Source organism: Methanoculleus sp. 10, assembly GCF_913757945.1.
In the GTDB taxonomy this organism is placed as follows: Archaea; Halobacteriota; Methanomicrobia; order Methanomicrobiales; family Methanoculleaceae; genus Methanoculleus.
The window spans coordinates 96,018-120,854 of record NZ_CAJYDP010000003.1 but is presented as its reverse complement, the minus strand read 5'-3'; the positions used below and the strand labels follow the sequence as shown (position 1 = coordinate 120,854).

The window sequence follows — 24,837 nt, the reverse complement described above, 5'->3', positions numbered from 1 at the left end:
ATATGGCCTCCGGACAAATGGTTCTTATGCATACCCTGATCTCCGCATGCCTGCGCGGGGTCCCCCCGGAGGTGGAGGCGATCGCCCGCGAGGAGGGCCTCGTCCCGCACCATGCCGCGCGGGCCGTCGCCCGCGGGCGGATCGTCATTCCGGCAAACCCCGTACGGCCGCACCGGCTCTGCGCCATCGGTGAGGGCTGCAGGGTCCGGATCAACGTGAACGTCGGGACATCGGGCGTCCGGTGCGACGAGGACCTCGAGGTCGAGAAGGCGAAGGCGGCCCTCCGCGAGGGCGCGGATGCGTTGATGGACCTCTCGACCGGCGGCGATCTCGCCCGTATCCGGCGCCGGATCCTCGCTCTCGACGCGCCCGTCGGGACGGTCCCGGTCTACGAGGCGGTCCGGCGGGCGGGGAACGCGGCGGACGTCGACGCCGACCTGCTCTTCTCGGTGATCCGGGAGCACTGCCGGCAGGGTGTGGACTTCCTGACCCTGCACTGCGGCGTGAACCGGGACGCGCTCGCATCGCTCCAGGCTGATCCCCGGACGATGGGCGTCGTCTCTCGCGGTGGGGCCTTCCACGTGGCGATGATGGCCGCGACCGGCGAAGAGAATCCCCTTTATGCCGAGTACGACTACCTGCTCGAGATCCTCGCCGAGCACGACGTGGTCGTGAGCCTCGGGGACGGGATGCGCCCCGGTGCACTCGTGGATGCATCCCGTCTCGCGAAGGCGACCGAGTACCTGACGCTCGGACACCTGGCGAAGAAGGCGCTCGCCGCCGGGGTGCAGCGGATGATCGAGGGGCCGGGGCATATCCCGGCCGACCAGGTCGGTTACAACGTCCGAATGATCAAGGAGCTGACCGACGGCGCACCGCTCTACCTGCTCGGCCCGCTCGTGACCGACGTGGCGCCGGGCTACGATCACGTCGTGGGGGCGATCGGCGGCGTGATCGCCTGTATGCACGGCGCCGACTTCCTCTGCATGGTCTCGCCGGCCGAGCACCTCGCGCTGCCGGACCTCCGCGACATCGTGGAGGGGACGAGGGTTGCGCGGATCGCCGCGCACGTCGGGAGCCTCTCCCGGAACGCCGGGAGCACCAGGAACCGCGAGATCCGGATGGCGGAGGCGCGCCGGGCGCTCGACTGGGAGAAGCAGTTCGAGGCGGCCCTCTTCCCGGGAGAGGCCCGGCGCATCCACGAGCGGGACGGCGAGCTTGAGACCTGCTCGATGTGCGGCGACCTCTGCGCCGTAAAGATGGTCCGGGATATCCTCAAGGCGCCGCCGGAAGAGCGGATGGAGCCGTGAAAGGTCCCCGGTAAATACTCCGTTCTCTCACTTCCTTCGCACCTCGCACCATCGGTGCTCACGCTCCGGATGTTCCATCCGTCGCTCCCCCGAACTGCCTGTCGATCCAGGCGGTTATCGCGTCCCGGCTTCGCCGGTAGGTCGCGAGGACCTTATCCGGGGTTCCGGTGGCTCTGGTCGGGTCCGGGAAGTCGACGTGGATCGTCTCCTTCGTCCAGGGAAACATCGGGCAGACCCCTCCGGCACAGAGCGTGACCACGTAATCCATCTCTTTCCCGTCGAAGAGACTGAGATCCTTCGCCCGCTGGCCGGCGATGCCGATCCCGATCTCGGCCATAACTCGTGCAGCCAGAGGATCGAGGGCGGTAGGGGCGATTCCGGCGGAGCAGGCCTCATAGCGGTCGCCGTAGCGGCCACGGAGGTAGCCCTCTGCCATCTGGGTCCGGGCGGCATTGTTTGTGCCGATGAAGAGCACCCTCTGCTTCATGTCCCCTCCCTCCCCGGCCCGGCACAAAAAGGTAACCGGGTCCGGGAGATTCTTGCCTGACCGGGGCGTGTACCGCCCCGCGTCGCCGGCTATACCCTTAATCCACGCGAGATGCGACGGGCACGACCGGTTGCAGGGGCTCTCCGGATAGCCTCATGCTTGCTGCGTTCGCACTTCGTCCGGGGCGTCCTGAAGTACGAAGGGTGCCCCACGCGGGCCGAAAGTCCCGGACACCCGGTCGCTGCCGCTGAAAACCCGGACCATAAATGGGGTTTTAGCAGGTGCTCCCGACCGGGTGCAAAAAGTTCCGTCAGGCGCGCCTCGCGCCGAGGATCCGAACCGCGAGCAGGGCGGCGTTCTCGCCGCTGTCCACGCCGACACAGGCCACCGGGACACCCTTCGGCATCTGGACGATCGAGAGGAGGGCGTCAAACCCCATCAGTTTCCCGCTCACGGGGACACCGATCACCGGGCGCTGTGTCTTCGAGGCGACCACGCCCGGGAGAGCTGCGGAGAGCCCGGCGATCGCGATGAAGACCCGGGCATCGCTTTCCTTCACGTACCCGTCCAGCCTCTCCGGGTCCCGGTGAGCCGAGATCACCTGGTAGTCGTAGGATACGCCGTGTTCCTGTAAGGTCGCAAACACCTTCTCCGCTACGGGGGTATCTGAAGCGGAGCCGCAGATCACCGCGACATCAACCATATCTCCCTTCGGTATGCCCCTCCCTCCTCATCTCTTTACCGGTATCGCACTGTGGAGAGGTTGATAAGAATCTACATCCAAGTTCCTTGCAGGAACTGCGTCTGTACTCGACGAGACGATATGGAATGATCCACATGGAAAACGAGCCACTCCTTATGATCCCCGGCCCCGTGCCCATCCCCCAGCGGGTACGCGCCGCCATGACGCGGCAGGCCATCAACCATCGCGGCCCCGAGTTCGGCGCCGCGTACGCGGACTGTGTCCGGATATTAAAGACCCTTTTTGGCACCACACACGAACTCTACATCATCAGCGGTTCGGGAAGCGCCGGGATGGAGGCCGCCGTTGCGAACTTTGCGCGGGAGAGATCGATCGTCTCGCTCATCAACGGCAAGTTCGGCGACCGCTTCGCAAAGATCGGGGAGCGTTACGGCAACGTCATCCCCCTCGAGTCTGAGTGGGGGACGCCGCTTGACCTTGCGGGCCTCGAGCGGGAACTTGAGGCCGGGGCCGAGATCGTCACCATGGTCCACAACGAGACGAGTGCCGGGATCAAGAACCCCGCACCCGAGGTCGGAAAACTCGCCCGCAAGCACGACGCCCTCTTCATCATGGACGGAGTCACCTCCGTCGGCGGCGACGACGTCCAGATGGACCGGTGGGGCGTGGACATCGCCGTCGTCGGGTCGCAGAAGTGCCTCGCCGCCCCGGCGGGCCTCGCCGCCATTGCTGTCAGCGATCGCGCCTGGGACCGGATATGCGAGAAACGTCCCTTCTACCTCGATATGGCTGCCTACAGGAAGAGCGGGAGCGGCACCCCGATGGAGACTCCCTACACGCCGGCGGTCCCGCTCTTCCTCGCGCTCCACGAGGCCTGCAAAATGATCGAGGAAGAGGGCGTCCCGGCCCGGATTGCCCGCCACCGCCGGATGGCCGACGCCGTCCGCGCCGCGGCGAAGGGATGGGGCGTCGACCTCTTCCCGACGCTCGACGCGCACCACGCCTACTCGAACACCGCGACCGCGATGCGGATCCCGGGCGGCATAACCGACAAGGATCTCCGGGGGACGGTCAAGAAGTTCGGGATCGAGATCGCCGGCGGCCAGGACCACCTCAAGGGCAAAATCTTCCGGATCGGCACCATGGGCGGGGTCGGAGCGCAGGAGATCCTTGCAACCCTCGCGGCAGTCGAGTTCACCCTCAAAAAGTCCGGGTTTGAGGCCGGCGATGGTGTCGAGGCGGCCGCCGGGGTGCTTCTCGGATGAAGATCGGGATCGCTGACACAACGTTTGCCCGGATCGACATGGGCAGGATCGCCGCGGACGAGATCCGCAAGCACGCAAGCGTGGGGCTCGAGCGCTACGTCGTCCCCGGCATCAAGGATCTCCCGGTGGCCTGCAAGAAGCTGATTGATGAGCGGGGGTGCGACCTCGTGATGGCGCTCGGGATGCCCGGGAGAGCCGAGAAGGACAAGGTCTGCGCCCACGAGGCCTCTCAGGGCCTCATCCTCTGCCAGCTTCTGACCAATAAACACATCATCGAGGTCTTCGTCCACGAGGACGAGGCGAAGGACGCAAAGGAACTTGCCTGGCTGATGGAGCAGCGGACCCGGGAGCATGCCGCGAACGCCGTCCGGCTTGCGCTCTACCCGAAGGAGCTCGAGAAACTCGCCGGGACCGGCCAGCGGCAGGGGTTCGAGGACGTCGGGCCCGCACGCCTCTAACACAAAAAGTGAGGATTATCAGTATCCGGTGCGAGTAGTACCACAAGGATTGATTGAAATGACGATAAAACTTGGATTTGTCGTCGCGGAGTTCAACCGTGACATCACTTATATGATGGAGATCGAGGCCCGGGAACACGCGAACTTCCTCGGGGCGGAGGTGACCGGGACGATCTACGTCCCCGGCGCCTACGATATGCCGCTCGCGATCAAGAAGCTGCTCAAGACGGAAGAGATCGATGCGGTCGTCACGATCGGGTGCGTCATCGAGGGCGCCACCCAGCACGACGAGATCGTCGTCCAGCATGCGGCGAGGAAGATCATCGACCTCTCCCTCGAGTACGACAAACCCGTCTCCCTCGGCATCTCCGGGCCGGGGATGACCCGGATGGAAGCTACCGAGCGTATCGACTACGCCAAGCGTGCCGTCGAGTCGGCCGTGAAGATGGTCCAGCGATTGGGATGAGGAGCCTGTCAGAGAAGATTGCGGGCATCCCTCCCTCCGCAACCATCGAGATATCGAACGCGGCAAAAAGGATGGCGCAGGAGGGTATCGACGTCATCAGCCTCTCGATCGGGGAGCCGGACTTCGATACCCCGGAGCATATCAAGAACGCCTGCATCGACGCTCTCCGCCGCGGGGAGACGCATTACGCCCCGAGCGCCGGTATCCCGGAGCTGACGGGCGCGATCGCCGAGAAGATCACCCGGGAGAACGGGTTTTCGGTGAAGCAGGACGAGGTGATCGTCACCTGCGGGGCGAAAGATGCCATCTACGAGGCGATGGAGGCCGTCCTGAACCCCGGTGACGAGGTGCTCATCCTCGATCCCTCCTGGGTCTCCTACGAGCCCTGCGCCCGGATCGCGGGCGCGAACGCCCGGCACCACACCCTCTCTCCCGCGACGTTCCAGGTCGACGACACCCTTCTATCGGCCGTCGGCCCCCGGACGCGGATGATCGTGGTCAACTCCCCCTCGAACCCCTCCGGCGCGGTGCTGAACATGGACTCGCTCCGCCTGATCGCCGATGTCTGCCGGGACCACGACATCTTCGCGCTCTCCGACGAGATCTACGAGAAGCTGGTCTACGGGAAGACGCCGGTATCGATCGCCTCCCTCCCGGATATGGCGGAGCGGACGATCACCGTCAACGGGTTCTCGAAGGCCTACGCGATGACCGGGTGGCGGATCGGCTACGCGGTCGCGCCCCGGCCGGTCATCCGGCAGATGGAGAAGGTGCAGCAGCACACCATATCGCACCCGACGACGTTTGCGATGTTCGGCGCGGTCGCCGCGCTTGAGGGCAGCCAGGAGTGTGTTGAATCGATGCGCCGCGAGTTCGAGCGCCGGCGCGACTACATCATCCCGGCGCTCCGCGACCTCGGCTACGCCACCGCTCCGGCGGACGGCGCGTTCTACGCCTACGTGGACGTCGGAGGCGACGATATGGCGATCGCCCGGTCGTGGCTCCACGACGCCCACGTGGCGGTCACCCCGGGGACGGCGTTCGGCACCCCCGGCTGGCTCCGGGTCTCCTACGCGACGTCGATGGCGAACCTCAAAGAGGCCGTCGGGCGGATAGCGCGGGTATAGGGGCCCCGCTTCCTTTTTCCACACCCGGCCCCGCGCTCAGGGCCGCCCCGGCAGCCGCCGCAGCCTCTCGTAGTACCTGACCGCCTCGGCGGAGCGGTCGAGGTAGATGAGGGCCACCGCCTTCCCCTTGAGCGCATCGGGATCGTCGGGGTTCGCAGCGAGCGCCCGGTCGTAGCAGTCGAGCGCCTCCTCGCAACGCTCCAGGATGACGAGGGTGTTGCCCCGGGCGCACCAGGCCTCCGCCCTCGCGGGATCGACCTCGATTGCCCGCGTGTAGCAGGCGACGGCCTCGCTGTACCGCCCGAGGATGAAGAGCGCAAGACCTTTGTTGTACCACGCGTCCGCGTTCTCCGGGTGCGCCCGGAGTTCCTGGTCGTAGCAGACGAGCGCCTTGTCATAGTGCGTGAGGATCGAGAGGACGTTTGCCTTGTTGCTCCAGACCCCCTGGTTCTCCGGGTCGATCCCGAGCGCCCGCTCGTAGCAGACGAGCGCCTCTTCATAGCGCTCGAGCCGGTAGAGCGCGTTTCCGTAGTTGTTCCAGGCGACGGCGTTCTCCGGGTCCGTCCGGACCACGGTCTGGTAGCAGCCGATCGCCGCCTCGTAGTTCCCGAGAGTGTAGTAACTCTCCCCCCGGTAGTAGCACGCGTCCGTATGGTCGGCGCGGAGCCTGAGCGCCTGGTCGAAGCACTCGATCGCCTCCTCGCAGCGCTTCAGGCTGAAGAGGACGAGGCCCTTCTGGTACCAGATCCCCGGATCGACGGCGTTCTCCTTGAGCGCCCGGTCGAAGCAGGCGAGTGCCGGGTCGTAGCGCTTCAGTCTCTTCAGCGCCGTGCCTTTATGGTACCAGATCCCGGTATGGTCGGGTCTGATCCGGAGCGCCCGGTCGTAGCAGTCGATCGCCTCCGCATAGCGCTCGAGGTGGTGCAGCGCCCGGCCCCTGTTATACCAGGCGTCGGCGTCTTTCGGGCGGACGGCGATCGCCCGGTCGTAGCAGTTGATCGCCTCCGCATAGCGCTCCAGCACCGCAAGCGTGCAACCCCGGACGTACCAGGCGTCGGCGTGGTTCGGGTCGATGGCGACGGCCCGGTCGTAGGACGCGAGGGCGTCGCCGTGCCGCGAGAGGATGACCTGGATTGTCCCTCTGGCGTACCAGGCGTTTGCGTTCCCGGGGTCGAGCGCGATGACCCGGTTGTAACAGTCGATCGCCGCGTCGTACTGCCGTTCGACGGCAAGCACCGTCCCCCTGGCGAGCCAGGCCTCCACCCGGCCCGGTTCGAGCGTGATGACCCGGTCGTAGCTTGCGATCGCGTCAAGGGTTCGCCCCATGCTCCTGAAGGCGTGCCCCCGGGTGAGCCAGGCGCCCGCAGAGTCAGGCGCGAGTTTCACCGCCTGACTGCAGTACTCGGCGGCCTCCTGGTACTGCTGGAGGTTGTAGAGCGCCTGCCCCCGGGCACACCAGGAGCGGGCGGACGCCGGATCGATCCTGATGGCCTGGTCGAAGCATTCGGCCGCTTCGTGGTGGCGCCCGGCGACGGTGAGAGCAAGCCCCTTATGGTACCAGGCGTCGGTGGCGTTGGCGTCCAGTTTGATTGCCCGGTCGTAGCACTCGACGGCCCGGTCGTACTGCCCTTCCTCGCAGTATGCCCGTCCCTTCCTGCACCAGACCTCGGTACTCTTCCAGGGCAGCTCCATTTTGTGAGAGATGGTGGTTCTCAGGCAAAAGGGTTTCGATAGCGTTCCCCGGCCTTCCGCGTACCGGACAGGAAACTTCCGGCTCTCCCTCCCCTGCCCGGTCGCTGCGGCTGTCCGGTGCGGCGAACCGATTGACAACGTATACATGCTCCGGGATCAAAAACGGGGATCAGGAACCTCGTTGGGCCCGATGAGCATGAAAAGGATGCGCGATATACCCAATCACGATCGTCCGCGTGAGAAGCTCGCAACACGGGGACCCCAGGCGCTCACCGATGCCGAACTGATCGCTCTCCTCCTCGGGCGGGGCGTAAAAGGGCGTGACGTCTCGCAGATCGCCGGGGACGTCGAACGGTACCTGAGGAATGCCGAAGGCAGCCCGTCGTATGATGCCCTCCTCGCGATAGAAGGCGTCGGGGCGGCGAAGGCCTGCGAGATCATGGCCTGTTTTGAGCTCGGGCGGCGGTACCTTGCGGACGATGGTGTCTCGGGGAGCCGGATCACCTGCCCCCGGGACGTGCTTCCGCTGATCGCCGAGTGGCGGGACAGGAAACAGGAGTACTTCTTCTGTATAACGCTCAACGGTGCCGGGGAGGTGATCGAGCGCCGGACGATCACCGTCGGGATCCTGAACCAGAGCCTCGTCCATCCCCGCGAGGTCTTTGCCGAGGCGATCACCGACCGCGCCGCCTCAGTCATCCTGGCCCACAACCATCCGTCGGGCACCCTGGAACCCTCCACCCAGGACATCAGCATCACCCGGCAGCTCGTCGAGGCCGGATCGATCCTCGGCATACGGGTGCTCGACCACGTCATCGTCACGAAGAAGGGTTACGTGAGCCTCAAAGAACTCGGGCACCTCTAGACCGGTGCCCGAAATACCCTTCCCGCTCTCCTGAACGTTCGCCGCCGGTGCAGGGGTGCCCGCGCCGGCGCTCCCTGCCCCCGGGCGGCGGGCGGCACCCCCTCGCCTGCACCCGGGTGCCGGTGAGGCCGGGCTCAGCCCCGGGTTTGGGGTGATATTCTCCGGGGATTTGTGGAGATCCCCGGATTCCCTCTTGCGTTCCTGAAAAAGTTTATCCTCTCTCATCCGCCAAGAGTATACGAGGCATACCTATCATGGAAACTGGATTTCTCCGGGTACTCTTCGATCCCGGGCATTTTTTCGAGAGCCGTATGCGGGACGAACCGAGCCTGAAGGTACCGGCGCTGATCGCGCTCGTCGTCGGGCTGATCGGCGCAATCTCGGCTGCACTGGTGGCAAACCTGATCGTCGGGATACTCCCCGCAGAGGCGCAGGCCTTCGGCGTGATCGTAGTAGGTTTCTCCGTGGCCGGTGCCGTCATCGGGGGATTCCTGACGTGGATCGTCTACGGCATCGTCTTCTATCTCATATCGATGGTCTTTAAGGGCGAAGGATCGCTTGCACGGACGCTCGAGGTTACCGGCTACGGGTTCCTGCCCCAGGTCTTCGGAGGCATCGTCGGAGCGTTCTTCTCCTACCTCATCGTCTCGAACCTGACGATCCCGGCCGCAGGGAGCCCCGAGGAGATCGCGGCGGTGACGGAGAACCTCACCGGCATGCTGGTGACCGACCCTCTGGCGCAGGTCGCCGCGCTTGCGGGCATCCTCTTCCTGGTCTGGAGCGCAAACATATGGATCTTCGGCATGAAATACGCGCGCAACCTCTCGACGCGGGACGCGGCCCTCACCGTCGGGATACCCGTGGGTCTCTATATCCTCTATACGCTCATCACCCTTGCCGGATGGCTGTAACCATGAAACCACTTTACCTCGTCATCGTATCACTCGTCTGCGCCGTCGCGGCGGTCGCCGGGCCGGCCTCCGCCGGCCCCGCGGACATCACCGTGACCTCTTCATCCATCGACCCGCCGGTCCTGATGAAGGGCGATACCGGGATGCTCACGGTGACGATCCAGAACAACGGCGCCGACCCCGTCTCCATCAAGAGCGCCCGGCTCTTTGGGAGCGGGGTCGTGGCGTTAAGCGACTCCTACCCGTCGGTCGGGGAGATCGGTGCCGGGAACGCAAAGACGTTCACCTTCACCGTCCGGGCGGACGCCGGGGAGGGGACGTTCTACCCCATGTTCGTCCTTGACTTCGTCAACGCCGGCAGCCTCCGCTACCCGGTCCCGGTCCAGGTCGAGGATACCCCGCTCAGCATATCGGTGATCAGGAAACCGGATGCCTTCGCCGAAGGGAGGACGGCCGACATAACCATCCGGGTGGCGAATCCCCGCCCGAACGCCGCATCGGGCGTCCAGGTAGTCCCGCAGGGGACGGGCTTTTCCGTCACCCCGTCGAGCGCGTTCATCGGCGCTCTTTCTGCCGACGGCTCCGGGACCGCCGTCTTCAACCTGACCCCGGCAGCGGAGACGACCGCCACCTTCCAGGTGGTCTGGCGCAACGGCATCAACACCCATACCGCCGATCTCGTCCTGCCGATCCCGTTCGGCGAGGACAAACGGCAGGCAGACCCGCTCATCACCAACGTCGAGGTCCGGCCGGAGGCCGGAGGATACCGGATCGTGGGTGACGTCATGAACGCCGGTCTTGAGTCCGCGCGGTCGGTGCTCGTCACCCCCGGCGCGCCGGCAACCCCCATCGACCCCTTCCGGGTCTACGTCGTCGGGACCCTCGACCCCGACGACGCGTCCCCGTTTGAGGTGACGCTCCGGGCCGACGCAAGCGCAACAGAGGTCCCGATCATCGTCGAGTACCGGGACGACGACGGCAACCGCTACACGACGACGACGATGGTCGGCGTCGGCGGTGCCCTGGCGGCGCCGCCTGACGAGGGAGACGGCGGGATACCGCTCGCCGGCATCATCGTCGTCGCGCTTGTCGCTCTCGGGGTAGCCGGGGCTATCTACTACTCCTGGAGACGGAAGTAACGACGATGCCCGTCATCAGTTTCGACGCGGTCACGAAGGTCTACCCCCTCCCGGCCGGCGACGTTGTGGCGCTTGCCGGGATCGATCTCGCCATCGAGGAGGGCGAGTTCGTCCTGGTCATGGGCCCCTCCGGGTCGGGGAAATCGACACTCTTAAACATCATGGGGTCGCTCGACGTCCCAACCACGGGGGAGGTCACCATCGCGGGAAGACGGATCGGCGGGCTGGGCGACGACGAGCTGACCCTTATGCGGCGGGACCACATCGGGTTCATCTTCCAGCAGTTCAACCTGATCCCGCTTCTCTCGGTGGTCGAGAACGTCGAGTACCCGCTCATCCTGAAAGGCCGGCGGGATACATCCCGCGCGCGGGCAGAGGAGGTCCTCGCGGCGGTCGGGATCCCTGATTCGCACTTCTCCCACAAACCCGGCGAGCTCTCCGGCGGGCAGCAGCAGCGGGTGGCGATCGCCCGGGCGCTCGCAAACGATCCCGACTTCCTCCTCTGCGACGAGCCGACCGGCAACCTGGACTCGAAGACCGGGACTGCGATCATGGACCTCCTCGACCGGATGAACCGCGAAGAGGGTAAGACCGTCGTCATGGTCACGCACGACCCCCGGATGACCGAATACGCCGACCGCACGATCCGGATGGTGGATGGGAGGCTGGCATGACGTTCTTCGACCTCGCCCGCAGGAACGTCAGCCGTCACTGGCTCCGGTCGGTCCTCGCGGTCATCGGGATCGCCATCGGCGTCGTCGCGATCGCCACGCTCGGGATCATGGGTAACAGCATCGGCCTCATGTTCAACGACATGGTCAGCGACGTCGGTGACACCATCATCGTCTCCCCGGCGACCGGTTCGGGAACCACGGAACTTACGGAACGGCAGGTGAACGATATCACCCGGGCGGTCGGGTCCAACCGGGCCATACCGTTCGCGACCACCTTCGACACGGTAACCGTGGGCGAGGCCAAAAGCGGCGCCATGATCTATGCGATCCCGGCCAGGGATATCCCCTTCCTGCTCGAGATGGAGGCGGGAGCATATCCGAAGGATACCGGTTCCGGGTGTGTGATCGGGAAGAAACTTGCCGAGAACAGCAAGGATACCGGCCTCAAACTCGGTGCCCGGGCCACGATCGGCAATGAGACCCTCCGGGTTGTGGGCGTGCTCGAAGAGCGGGGGATGGGGTTTGACATCAACCCCGACTACGCCATCATCGTGCCCTACTCGTGGTACTCGAGACACTACGATAAGGACAAGTACGACCAGGTCATCGTGAAGGTCCGCGACGTCAACGACCTCGACGCGGTCAAGGAGGCGATCGAGCAGAAGATGAACCGGCGGGAGGATGTCGTCAACGTCATGGATACCCGGGGCATCCTCAAGGAGGTCTTTGCGGCTGCCGAGTCGATCACAGTCTTTTTGATGGGCATCGGCGCGGTATCGCTCATCGTCGCCGGGGTCTCGATCCTGAACGTGATGCTGATGTCGGTCACCGAACGGATCAAGGAGATCGGGGTCCTGCGGAGCATCGGCACCCGCCGGAGCGAGGTGATGCGGATGTTCATCTACGAGGCCCTGATCCTCGGGGTCGTGGGTGCCGTCATCGGGGGCGTGCTCAGCTTCGGCACCGGGTATGCGATAACGGCGGTCTTTGCCGGGAACCCCGATTATCTCTTCAACCCGACGAGCCTTCTTTACATCGTCTTCGGGATGGCCTTCGGCGTCGCGACGAGTGCGGCCTCCGGCCTCTACCCGGCCTGGAAGGCAGCGAACTTAAACCCGATCCAGGCGCTCCGCCACGAATGACGGCTACCCCGCGCACTTCCCTTTTTCCCGCTCGATATCGTCGCGGAGCGTGCCGAGTGCATCCCCGATTGAACAGGAAGCGCCCGGGAGAAGGGTGAGGTACTCGTGCTCTCCTTCGGCGACGATGAGCGCAACCGGCGTCAGGCTGACCGCAGCACCCCCCTCCCGGCACACCACGAGCGCCCTGATGACGGGGATGATGCACCGGCCGTCGACGCTGCGGGCGCCCCCGATGACGAGGCCGCGGCTCTCGCTCTCTTCACGCACCCCAAGCACCCCTCCCCGAAACCTGCCGGAGCCGCTGTCGCACCCGTTTCTGCAAAAGAGCCCGCACGACCGGGATGGCGATCAGGAGCGGACGGCGGATCTGTGCCCGGAGCGTGAACGTGCCCTCGAAGACCTCGCGGTCAAAGACCGGGGTCATCACGAACTCGATCGCCTCCGCCGGCCAGAGGGCGTAGCGGACGGCGGTGCAGTAACCGTAGATGACGCCGGTATCGGCGGGGCTCTCGAGGCCGAGGGTGACCTCCCCGCGGAGGGTCTCAAGGTAGAGGGACCGGAAGAAGGCGGCAAGGATCCTCCGGACATGGGGCCAGAGGTCGCGGGCAGCGCCGATGTACTCCGTCACCGGAAGGGCCGGCCTCCGTGCTTCCGCCTTCTCCTCCTCCGGCGGGGCTCTCGCCATCTCACGGAGGTCCCGGGTCATGACCGGGCGGCCGGCAAGGAGGATCTCGAACGCCTGCACCTCCTCGTCGGCCCGGACCCTCGCCCCCACGATGCCCCAGGCTACGGTTGCCGTCCCCCGGAGGCTCTCCCGCCTGCAGTCGGCGACCGTCGAGACGGTCACCGGGACCAGGTACAGGGCAAGCAGAATCGCAAGGAGGATGACGACGATGGCGAGCAGGAGGGAGAAGAGGAGGGTCGCGGCCATGGGTTGGAGGGGTAGAGAGCCTTACGCCTCTTCCTCACCGCTGACCGGGATCTCTTTTCCCTCTTCCGGTGCCCGGGGTGGTTTACCGGTACGCTGCATCATCATCTCGCTGCCCTTCTCGAGCGCTTTCGCGACATGCGGCCCGACCGTCTCCCCGAGCGTCGTGATCACCTCGGCGATCTCGCTCTTCTTCTTCAGCGAGATGACCTGGATCCCCTCGGGGCCGGGCACGCCTTTGGTGACGATGATCAAGGCGACAGCCGCTATGCCGCCTCCACCGCCGGTCCCGGATCCGCCGCTCTGTTTGCCTGCCGTCTCCCCTCCCGTGCCTTCTCCGCCGCCGAACCCGAACCCGAACTCGGCAACCGGTATGATGACCCGCTCGCCGGCCTCGACCGGGGCACCGAGGACGGCGCTCGCGCAGAGCGTTCTCGCAAGTTGATCGACGGTTATCTGGAGCATAGATTCGCCAGTCACACTATTCACCACAGGTATTCCACTCTCCGCCCTCGTATATAATGGTTGGGGTGTTCTGGGGCCGCAGGATGCTCGCGGGGCGCGTATGGATACCTACTTACGCTTCAGAGGCGACCGACTGTCTGATGAAGGATCTTCTCATCCCGGACTGGGACGAGGTCTGGCGGAGGAAGCTCGCCCTGAACCGGTCGACCCCGGCGTTCCGGGAGGGTGCCGATCTCTGGGGCGACCGGGAACAGGCCCGGCGGTACGCCGCCCGTCTCGCGTCCGATCATGCACGCCGGGTCGCCGAGACCCTGCGGGATCTCAGCGTCGCTCCCGGCGACCGGGTACTGGATATCGGGTCGGGGCCCGGGACCCTCGCCCTGCCGCTTGCCCGGGCCGGCGCCTCGGTGACGGCGGTCGAGCCCGCAGAGGGGATGCTCGCGGAGCTTCGGGCGGCGGCAGAGCGGGAAGGACTCACCACGATCACCACTCTCCGCGGCCTCTGGGGGGAGGTCGATCCTGTCCGCGATCTCGCGCCGCCCTACGACCGGGTGGTCGCCTCGTTCTCGCTTACCATGCCCGATATCCGGTCGGCTCTCGCCGCGATGAATGCGGCCGCCTCTGAGTCCGGGTCGGTCCACCTCTACTGGTTCGCCGACGAACCACTCTGGGAACGGCTTTACCTCGCGCTCTGGGAAGACCTGCACGGGGCGCCGTACCACCCGAGGCCGAAGGCCGACTGCCTCTTCAACGTCCTCTACGCTATGGGGATCTACGCAAACGTCCTGATGCGCCCGATGGGTGATGCGGCCACCTTTGCGACCGTGGAGGACGCGGTCGACCACTTTGCTCCCCGGATGAGCGTAAAGTCCCCGCGGCAGCGGGAGGTCCTCAGGGACTACTTCCGCGAACACCTCGCCCGGCAGGACGGCGGGCTGGCTCTCCCCGGGACCTCGACCTATGCCGCGATCTGGTGGCGGAAGCGGCGGTGTTGACGGCCGAGAGGTCTTCTCTCACAGGAAGAGCCGCACGCCCACGGCCAGTGCGACGATGACGGCGAGGCCGAGGACGGCAACAAGCAACCTCCAGGTTGCGGGGTTTGCGAGCCTGGTGAGGAGGGCCTCGAGTTCCCGCCGGTAAAGGACGGCGAACAGCCCGGCAATCAGGAGGAGGAAGAGCCATTCGCCCGGTTGGGAGAGTTCCCGCAGGATGGCGTCCCGGAGGAAGTCCTCGGGGTAGTCGTGCCGGGGAAGAGGGCCGAGGAACGGCCAGAACCACTCGACGGGTTGCCGCCACATGCCGTCGAGGACCTGATGGCTCGCCATGCCGGCGGCCACCACAAGAAGGCCGATCCGGCCGCGGTAGCGGTAGATGAGGAGGCCGGCGAGGAGGACCAGGAAGAGAATGGTGAGGCCGTGGAAGTAGATTCGGCCGTAGTTGACCGTCCCGGCAAGGACGATGTGCCCGAGCGGCTTGTCGATCAGGTCGGGGAGCACGGCCCCGAAGGCGCCGAGCGCGACCATCCGCCGATCGCCCGTGATCGCCGCGAGGACGATCCCGATGAGGATGCCGACCATGGCGTGGGCGAGGAGGTACATCGCTTTCCAGTGGCGGGACGACCATATACTCTTTTTCGTGGAGGCATATCCGGGCCCCGCCCTGTCCCGGGCCTTGCTGCACTAAAATAATCGGTTCTGATCATTGTTGATGCGTAATGTATATATGTGTCCAGAACCCACCACGAAGTATGCAGACGAAGATCCTCCTTGACGAGGGGGAGATGCCGAAGCGGTGGTACAACATCCAGGCGGATCTCCCGACACCCATGGACCCGCCCCTCCACCCGGCGACCGGGAAACCGGCGGTCCCCGACGACCTCCGCCACATCTTCCCGATGGAACTGATCCGGCAGGAGATGAGCACGGAGCGCTACATCGACATCCCCGGCGAGGTCCAGGATATCCTCACCCTCTGGAGGCCGAGCCCCCTCTACCGGGCAAGAAGGCTTGAAGCGGCCTTAAAGACCCCGGCGAAGATCTACTACAAGTGGGAAGGTGTGAGCCCGCCGGGATCGCACAAGCCCAACACCGCCATCCCGCAGGCCTACTACAACCGCGAGGAGGGGATCGAGCGGCTCGCGACCGAGACCGGGGCGGGACAGTGGGGCTCGTCGCTTGCGTTTGCAACGGGCCTCTTTGATATGGAGTGTACCGTCTACATGGTCCGGAGTTCGTGCGAGCAGAAACCCTACCGCAAAAGCATGATGCAGGTCTACGGCGCCAAGTGCATCCCGAGCCCGTCGGAGAAGACCCGGTCGGGTCGGGCCGTGCTCGCCCGCGACCCCGATACGCCGGGCTCTCTTGGCATCGCCATATCCGAGGCGGTCGAGGACGCGGCGAGCCACGACAACACCAACTATGCGCTCGGTTCCGTCCTCAACCACGTCTGCCTCCACCAGACGATCATCGGCCAGGAAGCGAAGCAGCAGCTCGCGGTGGAGGATGCCTACCCCGATGTGGTGATCGGGTGTGCCGGCGGCGGCAGCAACTTTGCCGGGCTCTCCTTCCCGTTTGCCGGTGACAAGATGAAGGGGAAACGTCCCGACACGGACATCATCGCGGTGGAACCCGCTGCCTGCCCGACCCTGACGAAGGGGCTCTACGCCTACGACTTCGGGGACGTCGCTGGGCTGACCCCGCTCATGCGGATGTTCACCCTCGGCCACGACTTCGTGCCGCCGGCGATCCACGCCGGAGGCCTCCGTTACCATGGTATGTCGCCGCTCGTCTCCCGCCTCGCCCGCGACGGCGTGATCCGGTCCGTCGCCTACCTCCAGAACGAGGTCTTTGACGCCGCCGTGACGTTTGCCCGGACGGAGGGGATCATCGTCGCGCCCGAGGCCGCCCATGCCGTGAAGGCCGCGATCGATGAGGCCGTCCGGTGCCGGGAGACCGGAGAGGCAAAGACGATCCTCTTCAACAACTCCGGGCACGGAAACTTCGATTTCTCCTCTTACGAGGCCTACTTTGCAGGGAAGCTCGTCGACTACGAGTACCCGGCGGAGCTGATCAGAGAGTCGCTCGCCCGGTTGCCGGTGACGGGGTGATGCCGGTGGAATGGACAGTGCTCGAAGAGAGCTGAACACTGAGCCGGGATGCGGAGAGGTCGCCGCCGCGGCGGCAGATAGCGGGCGGCCTCTCGTCATCCCGGTATTTGCCGAACTTCCGCTTCCCCCCCATCCCCCGGCGGACCTCTACGCCTCCCTCCGGGACGGCCCCGGGTTCCTGCTGGAATCTCTCGAAGGGAGCGGGAAGGCCGCCCGCTACTCGTTCATCTGCACCGCTCCGGCAGCGACGGTCGCCGTGGCCGCGGGCGGTCACCTGACCGTCTCCGGCGACCGGCGTATCCGCGAGATCGCCGGGGGTATCGAGGCCGCCGATGCCGTCGACGCCGTCCGTCTGTTCATGGAGCGGTTCCGGGCCGTCGCCTCGCCGCTCCCCCGGTTCCCGGGAGGGCTTGCCGGCTACTTCTCCTACGATCTCGTCTCGTCGATCCACCCCACGGTCCGGCCGGGTGCGGCGGAGGACCCGGAAGAACCCGTCGCCCGGCTCATGCTGGCGCTGGACTGCCTCGCCCTCGACCACCGGGAGCGGCGGCTCGCGGTCATCAGGAACCTGCTCTTCACCGACGGGGCCGACCCCGGAGAGGAGTACTGCCGGTGCCGGGACGCGGTCGCCGAAAGGATCGCCCGGATACGCGACGTCGTCGCGGCCGCCCCGGCCGCCCCGGACCCCTCCGGGGTCGCGTCGTCCTCCTGCACCCGGGAGGAGTTTTCGGACGCGGTCCTCCGGATCAAGGAGCATATCGCCGCAGGCGACATCTTCCAGGCGGTCCTCTCCCGGAGGCTTACCTGCCCCGTCAGGGGCGACCCGTTCGGCGTCTACCGGCAGCTGCGGGAAAGAAACCCGAGCCCCTACATGTACTACCTGGACTTCTCGGATCTCGTGGTCGCCGGGAGCAGCCCCGAGATGCTCGTCCGGGTCGAGAACGGGGACGTGACGACGGTCCCGATCGCCGGCACCCGGCCGCGGGGGCGGACCCCGGCCGAGGACGAGAGGCTCGCGGCCGAACTCCTTGCCGACGAGAAGGAGCAGGCCGAGCACATCATGCTCGTCGACCTCGCGAGAAACGACGTCGGGGCGGTCTCCGCCTTCGGGAGTGTCTCGGTGGCGGGGTTCATGACCGTCGAGCGGTTCTCGCACGTCCAGCACATCGTCTCCACGGTGTCGGGCAGGCTTCGCCCGGAGTGCGACCGGTTCGACGTTCTCCGGTCCTGTTTCCCGGCGGGGACCGTCTCGGGCGCCCCGAAGGTCCGGGCGATGCAGATCATCGACGAGGTGGAAGGGCTCCGGCGGGGCATCTACGCCGGGGCCGTCGGTTATCTCGGGTTTTCCGGCACGATGGACCTTGCGATCGCCATCCGGACGGTCGTCGTGCAGGACGGCGTCGCCTCCGTCCAGGTGGGGGCGGGGATCGTCGCCGACTCCGACCCCGGCCGGGAGTGGGCCGAGACCGGGGACAAGGGGCGGGTGATGCTTGCGGCGCTCGGCGCGGAGGTGCCGGTATGATGCGGGTGCTCGTCATCGACAGCTACGGGAGTTTCACGTTCAACCTCTGCCAGCAGATCGGGATGCTCGGGGCGGAACCGGTCGTGGTGAAGACCGACACCCCGTTCGACCGGATCTGCTCCGGGTCCTTCGACCGTGTCGTCCTCTCGCCCGGGCCGGGGCACCCCCGGGATTTCACGCTCTACGGGGAGGTCCTTGCGACGATCAGCCGCACCGTCCCGACGCTCGGGGTCTGCCTCGGCCACCAGGCGATCGGCCTTGTCTTCGGGGCCCGCATCGCCCGGGCCGCCCGGCCGATGCACGGGAAGCGGTCGGTCGTCCGGCACGACGGTGCGGGGATCTACGCGGGGATACCCGACCCCCTCATCGCGACCCGCTACCACTCGCTTGTCATCGACCCGGCTACGATCCCGGACTGCCTCGAAGTGGCGGCCCGAAGCGACGACGGGGCGGTCATGGGCGTCCGGCACCGGGAGTTCCCGATTGAGGGGGTGCAGTTCCACCCCGAGAGCATCCTCACCCCGGACGGGAACCGGCTGATGGCAAACTTCCTCTCCGGCACGGGGGGCGGGGCATGATCCGGGAAGCGATCGCCCGGGTCTCTTCGGGCACGGACCTCACCCCGGTCGAGGCGGGAGGGGTGATGGAGGAGATCATGCGGGGCGCCGCGACCCCGGCCCAGATCGGCGGGTTCCTTACGGCGCTCCGGATGAAGGGGGAGACTGTCGCGGAGATCGCGGCGTTCGCCCGGGCGATGCGGGCGGCCGCCGTCCCCGTCTCCCTCCCGGCGCCGGAGGCGCGGGTAGATACCTGCGGGACCGGGGGCGACGGTGCGGGGACGTTCAACATCAGCACCGCGGCCGCGTTCGTCGCCGCCGGTGCGGGAGTCTCCGTCGTAAAGCACGGGAACCGGGGCGTGTCGAGCCGGTGCGGCTCGGCCGACGTCCTCGAGGCGCTCGGCATCTCCGTCGCGATCCCGCCCGACCGGATCCCGGAGATCCTCGCGGCCGCCGGGATCGCCTTCCTCTTCGCGCCGGCCTACCACCCGGCGATGCAGTACGCCCGGTCGGCCCGGCAGGAGATCGGGATCCGGACGGTCTTCAACCTCCTTGGCCCCCTCACGAACCCGGCCCGCGCCGGAGCGCACCTCCTCGGCGTCTACGACCCCCGCCTGACCGTCCCGGTCGCCCGGGTGCTCGGAGACCTCGGGGTGGAGCGGGCGATGGTGGTCCACGGCGCCGGTCTCGACGAGATCGCGACGGCCGGGCCGACGACCGTCGCGGAGCTCCGGGACGGCGCTGTCCGGACCTACACCCTCGACTGCACCGAGTTTGGGATCCCGCGATCGCCCGTCGACGCCCTCCGGGGCGGCGGGCCGGAGGAGAACGCCCGGATCCTCCTCTGTGTCCTTTCGGGAGACGGCGGTCCCGCCCGGGAGATCGTCCTCCTCAACGCCGGGGCGGCGATCTACCTCGGCGGAAAGGCCATGGACGTCGCCCGGGGCGTCGCCCTGGCGGAGGCGTCGATCGACTCGGGGGCGGCGCTTGACAGGCTGCACCGGTTGATCGAGGCGACCGGAGGCGCGGCATGATCCTTGACGAGATCGTCAGGTCGACGAGGGCGCGCCTCGACAGTCTCGACCCTCTTCCTGCGGCCGATTCCGCGGAAATGCCTCACCGGAGCCTTGGTGCGGCGATACGGGCGTGCCGGGACAGGCACGCGATCATCGCCGAGGTGAAGTATGCCTCCCCATCCCGCGGCAGGATCCACGACGGCTCCACCCCCGAAGCGATCGCCCGGGAGTTCGCCGCAGCCGGGGCCGCCGGGCTCTCGGTGCTCACCGAACCGGCCTACTTTTCGGGGAGCACCGGGTCTCTCGTCGCGGTGCGGCGTGCGGTAACGGTCCCGGTCCTCCGGAAGGACTTCATCATCGACGAACGCCAGCTCGTGGAGACCCGGGCGCTCGGCGCCGACGCCGTCCTCCTGATCGCCCGGGTGCTCGGGGACCGCCTCCCTGCGTTCGTCGACGCGGCACTCGCGCTCGGCCTTGAGCCGCTCGTCGAGGTCCACGACCGGAGCGAGATGGAGTGTGCTCTTGCCACCGAAACGGACCTCATCGGGATCAACAACCGCGACCTTCGGACGCTGACGATCGACCTCTCGACGACGGCCCGCGTCGCGGGGGCGGCACGCGACGCGGGGGTGACCGTGGTTTCGGAGAGCGGCATCACCTGGCCCTGCGACGTCAGGAGCCTCGCCCGGCACTGCGATGCGTTCCTGATCGGGTCCGCCCTGATGTCGGCGCGGGACCGGAAGAAGAAGCTGGAGGGATTCGTATTCGCGTAAAGATCTGCGGGATCACCACGGTCAGCGACGCACTTCTGGCCGCGGCGGCCGGGGCCGACGCGATCGGCGTGGTGCTCGCGAGCCCCTCGCCGCGAGTCGTGACACCGGATCGGGCACGGGAGATATTTGCGGCGGTCCCGCCGTTCATGACCACGGTCGCCGTCACGTCGACCGACCGGCAGGACGATCTCGCGGCGATCCTCTTCTCGCGCCCGGACGCAGTGCAGGTGGGAGGCGACGTGGAACTGCCCCGGGACGCAGGTGTGCGGGTCATCCGGATGCTCTCGCCCGGCGACGCTATCCGGGACGACTGCGACGCGGTGATCGTCGACGGCAGCCGCGGCACCGGACGGGCGTTCGACCCGGAGTATGCCCGGGAATGCGTGACGGCATCGCGGGTGCCGGTCATCCTCGCGGGCGGGCTCGACCCCCGGAACGTCGCCGGGGCGATACGGGCGGTCCGGCCCTACGCCGTCGACGTCTGCTCGGGCGTCGAGACGGCGCCGGGGGTCAAGGATGAGCGTCTCGTGAGAGCGTTCGTGAAAGCATGCAGGACGACGGAGCTATGAAAGCAGGACGATACGGAGTATACGGCGGGCAGTACGTGCCCGAAACCCTGATGAGCGCGCTGATCGAGCTTGAGGAGACCTACGGCCGGGTCTCGGCGGACCCGGAGTTCTCCCGCCGACTCGGCTGGTACCTCAAGGAGTACGCCGGGCGGGAGACCCCGCTCACCTACTGCGAGAACCTCTCCCGCGACCTCGGGTGCCGGGTCTACCTGAAACGGGAGGACCTCCTCCACGGCGGCGCGCACAAGTTGAACAACACCCTCGGCCAGGCGCTCATGGCGAGGTTCATGGGCAAAAAACGGCTCATCGCCGAGACCGGGGCCGGGCAGCACGGCGTCGCGACGGCGATCGCGGGTGCGGCCCTCGGCCTCCCCGTCGAGGTCTACATGGGCGAGGTGGATACCCGGCGCCAGGCGCTCAACGTCTTCCGGATGGAGCTCCTCGGCGCCCGGGTCGTCCCGGTCGCGTCCGGGACGCGGACGCTCAAAGACGCCATCAACGCCGCGATGCGCGACTGGGTGGCGAACCTCCGGGATACCCACTACCTGCTCGGCTCCTGCGTCGGCCCGCACCCCTTCCCCCGGATCGTCCGTGACTTCCAGTCGGTGATCGGCAGGGAGGCACGGCGGCAGGTGCTCGAACGGGAGGGACGGCTCCCCGATACCGTCGTCGCCTGCGTCGGCGGGGGTTCGAACGCGATCGGCATCTTCCACCCGTTTGCAGACGACGACGTTGCGCTGGTCGGCGTGGAGGCGGGCGGCGAAGGGCTCGATACCGGCCGTCACGGGGCTTCGCTCTCGCGGGGTTCGGTCGGGGTCTTCCAGGGGGCGCTCTCCTACCTCCTCCAGGACGACGACGGCCAGGCGCTTGAGACGCACTCCGTCGCCGCGGGCCTCGACCACCCTTCCGTGGGGCCCGAGCACGCCATGCTGAAGGACTCCGGGAGGGTCCGCTACGAGGCGGTCACCGACGCCGAAGCCCTCCATGCCTTCCGGTACCTCTCCCGCACCGAGGGGATCATCCCGGCGCTCGAGTCCGCCCACGCGGTCGCCTACGCTCTCCGGGCGGCGGGCGACCTCGACCGGGACGGCATCATGATCGTCAACCTCTCGGGGAGGGGCGACAAGGATGTCGCCGACGTCGCGAATCTTCACGGAGGTCTGAGATGAGCCGGATTGCCGGGCTCTTTGCCCGTAAAAGACCGGTCTTCATCGGCTTTACCGTCGCCGGAGACCCCGGTATCAGGGAGTCGTTTGGGGTGATGGTGACGATGATCGATGCGGGCGTCGACCTCCTCGAGATCGCCGTCCCCTACTCGGATCCGGTGGCGGACGGCCCCGTGATCGAGCGGGCGCATGTGCGTGCCCTCCGGGCGGGCACCACGCCGGACGACGTCTTTTCGCTCGTCCGGCAGGTCAGGGAGTATGCGCCTGATCTCCCGGTCGTCCTCTTTACCTACCATAACATCGTCTACCGCCGGGGGGTCGACCGGTTCTTCGCGGAGGCCGCGGCCGCCGGTGCGGACGGCGTCCTCATCGTCGACCTTCCCGCCGAGGAATCGGGCGAGGTCGCGCCGTCCGCCCTCCGGCACGGCGTCGACCGGATTGTCCTCATCGCCCCGACGACGTCGCCGGAGCGGCAGCGCGCGATCCTTCAGGGGGCCTCCGGGTTTGTCTACCTCATATCGCTTGAGGGGGTTACCGGCGAGCGCGACCGGCTCTCCCCCGGTATCGCCGGGCTGGTCGGCGCGGTCCGGGAGAAGACGGACCTTCCGCTCGCCGTCGGGTTCGGGGTCTCGCGCCCGGAGCACGCCCGTGCGGTCGCAGCCGCCGGGGCCGACGGCGTCATCGTGGGGAGCGCGCTTGTCAGGATCATCGAAGAGCATCCCGGCGATGAGGCCGGGATCTGCGAAGCCCTCCACGCGGCGATAAGGGCAATGCGGGATGCGCTCGCCCCCGACCCCGGTCCTGATATGCTCCGGCGGGAAAGAGTTGAGGGATGAAGAAGACCGTCGGGTTTCTGATCAACCCCATCGCCGGGATGGGCGGTGCTGTGGGGCTTGCGGGGACGGACGGGCAGACAGAGGAGGCGCTCCGGCGCGGGGCGGTTCCCCGTGCCCGCGGCCGGGCGGTGCAGGCCCTCTCCCTCCTCAAAAAAGACGATATCGCGTGGTGTACCTGTGCCGCGCCGATGGGCGAGGACGCCCTCACCGGTGCAGGAATCGACCGCTACACCATCCTCTACCGGCCAGAGGGGTCGACGAGCGCCGCCGACACAAAGGCCGCGTGCCGGGCGTTCCTCGATGCCGGGGTCGATCTCGTCGTCTTCTGCGGCGGGGACGGGACGGCAAGGGACGTCTTCGACGTCGTCGGCCGAACGGTTCCGGTCCTCGGGATCCCGGCCGGGGTGAAGATGTACTCGGCGGTCTTTGCGGTCAACCCGGCGGCGGCGGCCGACCTCATCCGGCAGGCCGGACAGGTCGCCTGCCGGGACTCAGAGGTCATGGACGTCGACGAGGAGGCCTACCGCTCGGGCCGTCTCGCCGCCCGGCTCTACGGATATGCCTGCGTCCCCTACATTCCGGAGCGGACTCAAGGGGGAAAGCAGGTCTTTGAGCAGCAGGACGAAGAGCGGGCAAAGGACGATATCGCCGCGTTCATGGCTGAGGTCATGCTCCCGGAGACACTCTACATCGTCGGCGCCGGAAGCACGACGGCCCGGGTCATGGAGCGGCTTGGCCTTGCCCCGACGCTGCTTGGGGTCGACGCCGTCAGGAACGGGGAGGTCGTCGCCCGCGACGCCGACGAGCGGACGCTCCTTGCCCTTCTTGACAGGTATCCGCAGGCAAAGATCGTCGTGAGCCCCATCGGCGCCCAGGGGTTTGTCCTCGGGAGAGGGAACCAGCAGATCAGCCCGGGTGTGCTCCGGAAGGCGGGGCTACGGAACCTGATCGTGGTCGCCACGCCCGGGAAACTCGCCGGGACACCCCTTCTGTACGTCGATTCCGGGGACCCGGCGCTCGACCGGGAGGTCGGCGACTCTCTTCTCGTCGTCTCCGGCTACCGGGTGGCGCAGAGGAAGCGGGTCCTCCACCCGGAGTGACGTCGGTTCACTCTTCTTCTCGAGTGAGTACTGCTCGGCAAGTTTGCGCAGATCCCGTACTTTGGCGTTCGCCGCCTCGATGATGGAGAGGACCTCGAGGTAGCGGCTGTCCGCGGCATTACCCTCCCCGCGGAGACTGATGAGCTGCTCGCGGTAGTGCCCGTTGATGGCGCGCTGGAGTTCGGCGTCCCGGGCGCGGAGTTCCACGACGGTATCATCCTCGATCACCGGGAAAAGGTGCCCGAGTCCGACGATGTTCTCATCAAGGATCCGGTAGACACTCTCCGTCTTCTGTGCGAGAACGGTGAGAGCCCCGTTTCCATTCCGGGATGCTCTCCGGAAGAATTTCCCGAGATCTGCCCCGAGATAACCGAGTCGCCCGATATCGTTTGACATCCGGACAAGGAAGACCACCTCGGTCGCTTCCCGATCCGTTAACTGTCTTCGTGAGATCTCCCGGAGGGCCTGCCCGATCCTCCTATCAAGGTGGCTGTTGAGCTCCTTGAGCCTCTCGACCATCTGGTAGTCCGCCTCCCTTGACGTCGCAACATAGGTCATCG

At 66.8% G+C, this 24,837-nt stretch carries 27 protein-coding genes; 20 read left to right on the top strand and 7 right to left on the bottom strand.

The annotated features are described in order from the left end of the window. The first annotated feature begins 17 nt into the window (after positions 1–17). Positions 18–1,310 (top strand): phosphomethylpyrimidine synthase ThiC, encoded by a 1,293-nt coding sequence (gene thiC / locus QZ408_RS04075; protein ID WP_292489923.1) that lies wholly within the window; start codon positions 18–20, stop codon positions 1,308–1,310. A gap of 58 nt (positions 1,311–1,368) precedes the next feature. Here thiC and QZ408_RS04070 read toward each other — a convergent pair whose 3' ends face one another. Continuing rightward, positions 1,369–1,797 (bottom strand): arsenate reductase ArsC, encoded by a 429-nt coding sequence (locus QZ408_RS04070; RefSeq protein ID WP_292489922.1) that lies wholly within the window; start codon positions 1,795–1,797, stop codon positions 1,369–1,371. Positions 1,798–2,107: 310 nt separating this feature from the next. Continuing rightward, positions 2,108–2,500 (bottom strand): 5-(carboxyamino)imidazole ribonucleotide mutase, encoded by a 393-nt coding sequence (gene purE, locus QZ408_RS04065; protein WP_292489920.1) that lies wholly within the window; start codon positions 2,498–2,500, stop codon positions 2,108–2,110. 134 nt (positions 2,501–2,634) lie between these two features. Between purE and QZ408_RS04060 the strand changes: the two genes are divergently transcribed. Genes QZ408_RS04060 through QZ408_RS04045 form a run of 4 tightly spaced genes read left to right on the top strand, consistent with a single transcriptional unit; the run spans position 2,635 to position 5,816 of the window. Further along, a complete protein-coding gene (locus tag QZ408_RS04060; protein ID WP_292489919.1) occupies positions 2,635–3,765 on the top strand; it encodes an alanine--glyoxylate aminotransferase family protein in 1,131 nt (376 codons plus the stop codon). Further along, positions 3,762–4,223, top strand: coding sequence for a riboflavin synthase (ribC, locus tag QZ408_RS04055; RefSeq protein WP_292489918.1), 462 nt, complete (start codon positions 3,762–3,764; stop codon positions 4,221–4,223). Before QZ408_RS04060 ends, ribC begins: the two co-directional genes overlap by 4 nt. Positions 4,224–4,281: 58 nt before the next feature. After that, positions 4,282–4,689 (top strand): 6,7-dimethyl-8-ribityllumazine synthase, encoded by a 408-nt coding sequence (gene ribH / locus QZ408_RS04050; protein ID WP_292489917.1) that lies wholly within the window; start codon positions 4,282–4,284, stop codon positions 4,687–4,689. Beyond that, the gene (locus QZ408_RS04045; RefSeq protein ID WP_292489916.1) at positions 4,686–5,816 is read left to right on the top strand and encodes a pyridoxal phosphate-dependent aminotransferase; all 1,131 of its coding nucleotides are present in this window, start codon (positions 4,686–4,688) and stop codon (positions 5,814–5,816) included. The genes ribH and QZ408_RS04045 overlap by 4 nt, the downstream gene beginning before the upstream one ends. A gap of 36 nt (positions 5,817–5,852) precedes the next feature. On the opposite strand, the gene QZ408_RS04040 is transcribed toward QZ408_RS04045, so the two are convergent. Then, positions 5,853–7,508 carry a tetratricopeptide repeat protein gene (locus tag QZ408_RS04040; protein WP_292489915.1) on the bottom strand — a complete coding sequence of 552 codons (1,656 nt, stop codon included), beginning with the start codon at positions 7,506–7,508 and terminating at the stop codon, positions 5,853–5,855. Positions 7,509–7,704: 196 nt separating this feature from the next. Here QZ408_RS04040 and radC point away from each other — a divergent pair, with 196 nt between their 5' ends. The 5 genes from radC (at position 7,705) to QZ408_RS04015 (ending at position 12,239) form a co-directional block, all read left to right on the top strand. Then, a complete protein-coding gene (radC, locus tag QZ408_RS04035) occupies positions 7,705–8,373 on the top strand; it encodes a DNA repair protein RadC (protein ID WP_292489914.1) in 669 nt (222 codons plus the stop codon). Between the two features lie 254 nt (positions 8,374–8,627). After that, complete coding sequence (locus QZ408_RS04030) at positions 8,628–9,284, top strand: YIP1 family protein (protein WP_292489913.1); 657 nt, start codon at positions 8,628–8,630, stop codon at positions 9,282–9,284. Positions 9,285–9,286: 2 nt separating this feature from the next. After that, a complete protein-coding gene (locus tag QZ408_RS04025; RefSeq protein ID WP_292489912.1) occupies positions 9,287–10,423 on the top strand; it encodes a hypothetical protein in 1,137 nt (378 codons plus the stop codon). Between the two features lie 5 nt (positions 10,424–10,428). Further along, positions 10,429–11,097 carry an ABC transporter ATP-binding protein gene (locus tag QZ408_RS04020; protein ID WP_292489910.1) on the top strand — a complete coding sequence of 223 codons (669 nt, stop codon included), beginning with the start codon at positions 10,429–10,431 and terminating at the stop codon, positions 11,095–11,097. Beyond that, positions 11,094–12,239 carry an ABC transporter permease gene (locus QZ408_RS04015; protein WP_292489909.1) on the top strand — a complete coding sequence of 382 codons (1,146 nt, stop codon included), beginning with the start codon at positions 11,094–11,096 and terminating at the stop codon, positions 12,237–12,239. Before QZ408_RS04020 ends, QZ408_RS04015 begins: the two co-directional genes overlap by 4 nt. A gap of 3 nt (positions 12,240–12,242) precedes the next feature. Here QZ408_RS04015 and QZ408_RS04010 read toward each other — a convergent pair whose 3' ends face one another. The 3 genes from QZ408_RS04010 to QZ408_RS04000 are packed head-to-tail and all read right to left on the bottom strand — an operon-like array spanning position 12,243 to position 13,656. Beyond that, positions 12,243–12,506 carry a hypothetical protein gene (locus tag QZ408_RS04010; protein ID WP_292489908.1) on the bottom strand — a complete coding sequence of 88 codons (264 nt, stop codon included), beginning with the start codon at positions 12,504–12,506 and terminating at the stop codon, positions 12,243–12,245. Next, positions 12,499–13,170, bottom strand: coding sequence for a DUF2953 domain-containing protein (locus QZ408_RS04005; protein WP_292489907.1), 672 nt, complete (start codon positions 13,168–13,170; stop codon positions 12,499–12,501). Before QZ408_RS04005 ends, QZ408_RS04010 begins: the two co-directional genes overlap by 8 nt. A 21-nt stretch (positions 13,171–13,191) precedes the next feature. Continuing rightward, a complete protein-coding gene (locus QZ408_RS04000) occupies positions 13,192–13,656 on the bottom strand; it encodes a spore germination protein GerW family protein (RefSeq protein ID WP_292489906.1) in 465 nt (154 codons plus the stop codon). Positions 13,657–13,772: 116 nt separating this feature from the next. Between QZ408_RS04000 and QZ408_RS03995 the strand changes: the two genes are divergently transcribed. Then, positions 13,773–14,627: a class I SAM-dependent methyltransferase gene (locus QZ408_RS03995; RefSeq protein ID WP_292489905.1), complete on the top strand. Its 855-nt coding sequence runs from the start codon at positions 13,773–13,775 to the stop codon at positions 14,625–14,627. An 18-nt stretch (positions 14,628–14,645) separates the two neighbouring features. Here the strand turns inward: QZ408_RS03995 and QZ408_RS03990 are convergent, their stop codons facing one another. Next, positions 14,646–15,230, bottom strand: a complete 585-nt coding sequence (locus QZ408_RS03990; RefSeq protein WP_292489904.1) for a metal-dependent hydrolase — start codon at positions 15,228–15,230, stop codon at positions 14,646–14,648. Positions 15,231–15,379: 149 nt separating this feature from the next. On the opposite strand from QZ408_RS03990, the gene QZ408_RS03985 reads away from it, so the two are divergent. The 9 genes from QZ408_RS03985 to QZ408_RS03945 are packed head-to-tail and all read left to right on the top strand — an operon-like array spanning position 15,380 to position 24,277. After that, positions 15,380–16,738, top strand: coding sequence for a TrpB-like pyridoxal phosphate-dependent enzyme (locus QZ408_RS03985; protein WP_292489903.1), 1,359 nt, complete (start codon positions 15,380–15,382; stop codon positions 16,736–16,738). Between the two features lie 10 nt (positions 16,739–16,748). After that, positions 16,749–18,260 (top strand): anthranilate synthase component I family protein, encoded by a 1,512-nt coding sequence (locus QZ408_RS03980; RefSeq protein WP_292489902.1) that lies wholly within the window; start codon positions 16,749–16,751, stop codon positions 18,258–18,260. Beyond that, on the top strand, positions 18,257–18,838 hold the full coding sequence (locus QZ408_RS03975) for an aminodeoxychorismate/anthranilate synthase component II (protein ID WP_365995500.1): 582 nt from the start codon (positions 18,257–18,259) through the stop codon (positions 18,836–18,838). The genes QZ408_RS03980 and QZ408_RS03975 overlap by 4 nt, the downstream gene beginning before the upstream one ends. After that, positions 18,835–19,851, top strand: coding sequence for an anthranilate phosphoribosyltransferase (gene trpD / locus QZ408_RS03970; protein ID WP_292489901.1), 1,017 nt, complete (start codon positions 18,835–18,837; stop codon positions 19,849–19,851). The genes QZ408_RS03975 and trpD overlap by 4 nt, the downstream gene beginning before the upstream one ends. After that, the gene (locus QZ408_RS03965) at positions 19,848–20,606 is read left to right on the top strand and encodes an indole-3-glycerol-phosphate synthase (protein ID WP_292489900.1); all 759 of its coding nucleotides are present in this window, start codon (positions 19,848–19,850) and stop codon (positions 20,604–20,606) included. The genes trpD and QZ408_RS03965 overlap by 4 nt, the downstream gene beginning before the upstream one ends. Next, on the top strand, positions 20,591–21,175 hold the full coding sequence (locus QZ408_RS03960) for a phosphoribosylanthranilate isomerase (RefSeq protein ID WP_365995587.1): 585 nt from the start codon (positions 20,591–20,593) through the stop codon (positions 21,173–21,175). Before QZ408_RS03965 ends, QZ408_RS03960 begins: the two co-directional genes overlap by 16 nt. Further along, positions 21,172–22,344 carry a tryptophan synthase subunit beta gene (gene trpB, locus QZ408_RS03955; protein WP_292489899.1) on the top strand — a complete coding sequence of 391 codons (1,173 nt, stop codon included), beginning with the start codon at positions 21,172–21,174 and terminating at the stop codon, positions 22,342–22,344. Before QZ408_RS03960 ends, trpB begins: the two co-directional genes overlap by 4 nt. After that, complete coding sequence (gene trpA / locus QZ408_RS03950) at positions 22,341–23,177, top strand: tryptophan synthase subunit alpha (RefSeq protein WP_292489898.1); 837 nt, start codon at positions 22,341–22,343, stop codon at positions 23,175–23,177. The genes trpB and trpA overlap by 4 nt, the downstream gene beginning before the upstream one ends. Then, positions 23,174–24,277 carry an ATP-NAD kinase family protein gene (locus tag QZ408_RS03945; RefSeq protein WP_292489897.1) on the top strand — a complete coding sequence of 368 codons (1,104 nt, stop codon included), beginning with the start codon at positions 23,174–23,176 and terminating at the stop codon, positions 24,275–24,277. Before trpA ends, QZ408_RS03945 begins: the two co-directional genes overlap by 4 nt. Positions 24,278–24,837: the final 560 nt, after the last annotated feature.